The organism is Shimia marina (assembly GCF_001458175.1).
GTDB lineage: Bacteria > Pseudomonadota > Alphaproteobacteria > Rhodobacterales > Rhodobacteraceae > Shimia > Shimia marina.
Genome location: NZ_CYPW01000042.1, coordinates 1 through 5,478, shown reverse-complemented (window position 1 = coordinate 5,478; position 5,478 = coordinate 1). Strand labels below are relative to the sequence as shown.

At 44.7% G+C, this 5,478-nt stretch carries 9 protein-coding genes; all 9 read right to left on the bottom strand.

What is annotated here, in order from left to right; genetic code table 11:
- On the bottom strand, positions 1-245 hold a 245-nt coding region (locus SHM7688_RS20290; protein WP_503167635.1), incomplete at its 3' end, for a hypothetical protein.
- An 8-nt stretch (positions 246-253) separates the two neighbouring features.
- Positions 254-781: a hypothetical protein gene (locus SHM7688_RS20280; protein ID WP_000487867.1), complete on the bottom strand. Its 528-nt coding sequence runs from the start codon at positions 779-781 to the stop codon at positions 254-256.
- 110 nt (positions 782-891) lie between these two features.
- Positions 892-2,175 carry a major capsid protein gene (locus SHM7688_RS20275; RefSeq protein ID WP_000065572.1) on the bottom strand — a complete coding sequence of 428 codons (1,284 nt, stop codon included), beginning with the start codon at positions 2,173-2,175 and terminating at the stop codon, positions 892-894.
- 36 nt (positions 2,176-2,211) lie between these two features.
- The gene (locus SHM7688_RS20270) at positions 2,212-2,328 is read right to left on the bottom strand and encodes a phage DNA packaging protein J (RefSeq protein ID WP_000033471.1); all 117 of its coding nucleotides are present in this window, start codon (positions 2,326-2,328) and stop codon (positions 2,212-2,214) included.
- Positions 2,328-2,786, bottom strand: coding sequence for a scaffolding protein D (locus SHM7688_RS20265; protein WP_000084700.1), 459 nt, complete (start codon positions 2,784-2,786; stop codon positions 2,328-2,330). The genes SHM7688_RS20270 and SHM7688_RS20265 overlap by 1 nt, the downstream gene beginning before the upstream one ends.
- Positions 2,783-3,022: a phage DNA packaging protein C gene (locus tag SHM7688_RS20260; RefSeq protein ID WP_016670801.1), complete on the bottom strand. Its 240-nt coding sequence runs from the start codon at positions 3,020-3,022 to the stop codon at positions 2,783-2,785. The genes SHM7688_RS20265 and SHM7688_RS20260 overlap by 4 nt, the downstream gene beginning before the upstream one ends.
- A complete protein-coding gene (locus tag SHM7688_RS20255; protein WP_435988044.1) occupies positions 2,955-3,107 on the bottom strand; it encodes a hypothetical protein in 153 nt (50 codons plus the stop codon). Before SHM7688_RS20255 ends, SHM7688_RS20260 begins: the two co-directional genes overlap by 68 nt.
- Positions 3,040-4,581 carry a replication endonuclease gene (locus SHM7688_RS20250; RefSeq protein ID WP_000252566.1) on the bottom strand — a complete coding sequence of 514 codons (1,542 nt, stop codon included), beginning with the start codon at positions 4,579-4,581 and terminating at the stop codon, positions 3,040-3,042. The genes SHM7688_RS20255 and SHM7688_RS20250 overlap by 68 nt, the downstream gene beginning before the upstream one ends.
- A gap of 63 nt (positions 4,582-4,644) precedes the next feature.
- A partial coding sequence (locus SHM7688_RS20245) for a hypothetical protein (protein WP_058241592.1) occupies positions 4,645-5,478 on the bottom strand: 834 nt, incomplete at its 5' end.

Sequence of the window (5,478 nt, the reverse complement as noted above, 5' to 3'; positions counted from 1 at the left end):
CCTTTACCAGCTTTAGCCATAGCACCAGAAACAAAACTAGGGACGGCCTCATCAGGGTTAGGAACATTAGAGCCTTGAATGGCAGATTTAATACCAGCATCACCCATGCCTACAGTATTGTTATCGGTAGCAAGCACATCACCTTGAATGCCACCGGAGGCGGCTTTTTGACCGCCTCCAAACAATTTAGACATGGCGCCACCAGCAAGAGCAGAAGCAATACCGCCAGCAATAGCACCAAACATAAATCACCTCACTTAAGTGGCTGGAGACAAATAATCTCTTTAATAACCTGATTCAGCGAAACCAATCCGCGGCATTTAGTAGCGGTAAAGTTAGACCAAACCATGAAACCAACATAAACATTATTGCCCGGCGTACGGGGAAGGACGTCAATAGTCACACAGTCCTTGACGGTATAATAACCACCATCATGGCGACCATCCAAAGGATAAACATCATAGGCAGTCGGGAGGGTAGTCGGAACCGAAGAAGACTCAAAGCGAACCAAACAGGCAAAAAATTTAGGGTCGGCATCAAAAGCAATATCAGCACCAACAGAAACAACCTGATTAGCGGCGTTGACAGATGTATCCATCTGAATGCAATGAAGAAAACCACCATTACCAGCATTAACCGTCAAACTATCAAAATATAACGTTGACGATGTAGCTTTAGGTGTCTGTAAAACAGGTGCCGAAGAAGCTGGAGTAACAGAAGTGAGAACCAGCTTATCAGAAAAAAAGTTTGAATTATGGCGAGAAATAAAAGTCTGAAACATGATTAAACTCCTAAGCAGAAAACCTACCGCGCTTCGCTTGGTCAACCCCTCAGCGGCAAAAATTAAAATTTTTACCGCTTCGGCGTTATAACCTCACACTCAATCTTTTATCACGAAGTCATGATTGAATCGCGAGTGGTCGGCAGATTGCGATAAACGGTCACATTAAATTTAACCTGACTATTCCACTGCAACAACTGAACGGACTGGAAACACTGGTCATAATCATGGTGGCGAATAAGTACGCGTTCTTGCAAATCACCAGAAGGCGGTTCCTGAATGAATGGGAAGCCTTCAAGAAGGTGATAAGCAGGAGAAACATACGAAGGCGCATAACGATACCACTGACCCTCAGCAATCTTAAACTTCTTAGACGAATCACCAGAACGGAAAACATCCTTCATAGAAATTTCACGCGGCGGCAAGTTGCCATACAAAACAGGGTCGCCAGCAATATCGGTATAAGTCAAAGCACCTTTAGCGTTAAGGTACTGAATCTCTTTAGTCGCAGTAGGCGGAAAACGAACAAGCGCAAGAGTAAACATAGTGCCATGCTCAGGAACAAAGAAACGCGGCACAGAATGTTTATAGGTCTGTTGAACACGACCAGAAAACTGGCCTAACGACGTTTGGTCAGTTCCATCAACATCATAGCCAGATGCCCAGAGATTAGAGCGCATGACAAGTAAAGGACGGTTGTCAGCGTCATAAGAGGTTTTACCTCCAAATGAAGAAATAACATCATGGTAACGCTGCATGAAGTAATCACGTTCTTGGTCAGTATGCAAATTAGCATAAGCAGCTTGCAGACCCATAATGTCAATAGATGTGGTAGAAGTCGTCATTTGGCGAGAAAGCTCAGTCTCAGGAGGAAGCGGAGCAGTCCAAATGTTTTTGAGATGGCAGCAACGGAAACCATAACGAGCATCATCTTGATTAAGCTCATTAGGGTTAGCCTCGGTACGGTCAGGCATCCACGGCGCTTTAAAATAGTTGTTATAGATATTCAAATAACCCTGAAACAAATGCTTAGGGATTTTATTGGTATCAGGGTTAATCGTGCCAAGAAAAGCGGCATGGTCAATATAACCAGTAGTGTTAACAGTCGGGAGAGGAGTGGCATTAACACCATCCTTCATGAACTTAATCCACTGTTCACCATAAACGTGACGATGAGGGACATAAAAAGTAAAAATGTCTACAGTAGAGTCAATAGCAAGGCCACGACGCAATGGAGAAAGACGGAGAGCGCCAACGGCGTCCATCTCGAAGGAGTCGCCAGCGATAACCGGAGTAGTTGAAATGGTAATAAGACGACCAATCTGACCAGCAAGGAAGCCAAGATGGGAAAGGTCATGCGGCATACGCTCGGCGCCAGTTTGAATATTAGACATAATTTATCCTCAAGTAAGGGGCCGAAGCCCCTGCAATTAAAATTGTTGACCACCTACATACCAAAGACGAGCGCCTTTACGCTTGCCTTTAGTACCTCGCAACGGCTGCGGACGACCAGGGCGAGCGCCAGAACGTTTTTTACCTTTAGACATTACATCACTCCTTCTGCACGTAATTTTTGACGCACGTTTTCTTCTGCGTCAGTAAGAACGTCAGTGTTTCCTGCGCGTACACGCAAGGTAAACGCGAACAATTCAGCGGCTTTAACCGGACGCTCGACGCCATTAATAATGTTTTCCGTAAATTCAGCGCCTTCCATGATGAGACAGGCCGTTTGAATGTTGACGGGATGAACATAATAAGCAATGACGGCAGCAATAAACTCAACAGGAGCAGGAAAGCGAGGGTATCCTACAAAGTCCAGCGTACCATAAACGCAAGCCTCAACGCAGCGACGAGCACGAGAGCGGTCAGTAGCAATCCAAACTTTGTTACTCGTCAGAAAATCGAAATCATCTTCGGTTAAATCCAAAACGGCAGAAGCCTGAATGAGCTTAATAGAGGCCAAAGCGGTCTGGAAACGTACGGATTGTTCAGTAACTTGACTCATGATTTCTTACCTATTAGTGGTTGAACAGCATCGGACTCAGATAGTAATCCACGCTCTTTTAAAATGTCAACAAGAGAATCTCTACCATGAACAAAATGTGACTCATATCTAAACCAGTCCTTGACGAACGTGCCAAGCATATTAAGCCACTTCTCCTCATCCAACGCGTCAGTTTTTGACAGAATCGTTAGTTGATGGCGAAAGGTCGCAAAGTAAGAGCTTCTCGAGCTGCGCAAGGATAGGTCGAATTTTCTCATTTTCCGCCAGCAGTCCACTTCGATTTAATTCGTAAACAAGCAGTAGTAATTCCTGCTTTATCAAGATAATTTTTCGACTCATCAGAAATATCCGAAAGTGTTAACTTCTGCGTCATGGAAGCGATAAAACTCTGCAGGTTGGATACGCCAATCATTTTTATCGAAGCGCGCATAAATTTGAGCAGATTTGTCGTCACAGGTTGCGCCGCCAAAACGTCGGCTACAGTAACTTTTCCCAGCCTCAATCTCATCTCTCTTTTTGCGTTCTGCTTCAATATCTGGTTGAACGGCGTCGCGTCGTAACCCAGCTTGGTAAGTTGGATTAAGCACTCCGTGGACAGATTTGTCATTGTGAGCATTTTCATCCCGAAGTTGCGGCTCATTCTGATTCTGAACAGCTTCTTGGGAAGTAGCGACAGCTTGGTTTTTAGTGAGTTGTTCCATTCTTTAGCTCCTAGACCTTTAGCAGCAAGGTCCATATCTGACTTTTTGTTAACGTATTTAGCCACATAGAAACCAACAGCCATATAACTGGTAGCTTTAAGCGGCTCACCTTTAGCATCAACAGGCCACAACCAACCAGAACGTGAAAAAGCGTCCTGCGTGTAGCGAACTGCGATGGGCATACTGTAACCATAAGGCCACGTATTTTGCAAGCTATTTAACTGGCGGCGATTGCGTACCCGACGACCAAAATTAGGGTCAACGCTACCTGTAGGAAGTGTCCGCATAAAGTGCACCGCATGGAAATGAAGACGGCCATTAGCTGTACCATACTCAGGCACACAAAAATACTGATAGCAGTCGGCGTGTGAATCATTAGCCTTGCGACCCTCGGCAGCAAGAACCATACGACCAATATCACGAAAATAGTCACGCAAAGCATTGGGATTATCATAAAACGCCTCTAATCGGTCGTCAGCCAACGTGAGAGTGTCAAAAACGATAAACCAACCATCAGCATGAGCCTGTCGCATTGCATTCATCAAACGCTGAATAGCAAAGCCTCTACGCGATTTCATAGTGGAGGCCTCCAGCAATCTTGAACACTCATCCTTAATACCTTTCTTTTTGGGGTAATTATACTCATCGCGAATATCCTTAAGAGGGCGTTCAGCAGCCAGCTTGCGGCAAAACTGCGTAACCGTCTTCTCGTTCTCTAAAAACCATTTTTCGTCCCCTTCGGGGCGGTGGTCTATAGTGTTATTAATATCAAGTTGGGGGAGCACATTGTAGCATTGTGCCAATTCATCCATTAACTTCTCAGTAACAGATACAAACTCATCACGAACGTCAGAAGCAGCCTTATGGCCGTCAACATACATATCACCATTATCGAACTCAACGCCCTGCATACGAAAAGACAGAATCTCTTCCAAGAGCTTGATGCGGTTATCCATCTGCTTATGGAAGCCAAGCATTGGGGATTGAGAAAGAGTAGAAATGCCACAAGCCTCAATAGCAGGTTTAAGAGCCTCGATACGCTCAAAGTCAAAATAATCAGCGTGACATTCAGAAGGGTAATAAGAACGAACCATAAAAAAGCCTCCAAGATTTGGAGGCATGAAAACATACAATTGGGAGGGTGTCAATCCTGACGGTTATTTCCTAGACAAATTAGAGCCAATACCATCAGCTTTACCGTCTTTCCAGAAATTGTTCCAAGTATCGGCAACAGCTTTATCAATACCATGAAAAATATCAACCACACCAGAAGCAGCATCAGTGACGACATTAGAAATATCCTTTGCAGTAGCGCCAATATGAGAAGAGCCATACCGCTGATTCTGCGTTTGCTGATGAACTAAGTCAACCTCAGCACTAACCTTGCGAGTCATTTCTTTGATTTGGTCATTGGTAAAATACTGACCAGCCGTTTGAGCTTGAGTAAGCATTTGGCGCATAATCTCGGAAACCTGCTGTTGCTTGGAAAGATTGGTGTTTTCCATAATAGACGCAACGCGAGCAGTAGACTCCTTCTGTTGATAAGCAAGCATCTCATTTTGTGCATATACCTGGTCTTTCGTATTCTGGCGTGAAGTCGCCGACTGAATGCCAGCAATCTCTTTTTGAGTCTCATTTTGCATCTCGGCAATCTCTTTCTGATTGTCCAGTTGCATTTTAGTAAGCTCTTTTTGATTCTCAAATCCGGCGTCAACCATACCAGCAGAGGAAGCATCAGCACCAGCACGCTCCCAAGCATTAAGCTCAGGAAATGCAGCAGCAAGATAATCACGAGTATCCTTTCCTTTATCAGCGGCAGACTTGCCACCAAGTCCAACCAAATCAAGCAACTTATCAGAAACGGCAGAAGTGCCAGCCTGCAACGTACCTTCAAGAAGTCCTTTACCAGCTTTAGCCATAGCACCAGAAACAAAACTAGGGACGGCCTCATCAGGGTTAGGAACATTAGAGCCTTGAATGGCAGATTTAAT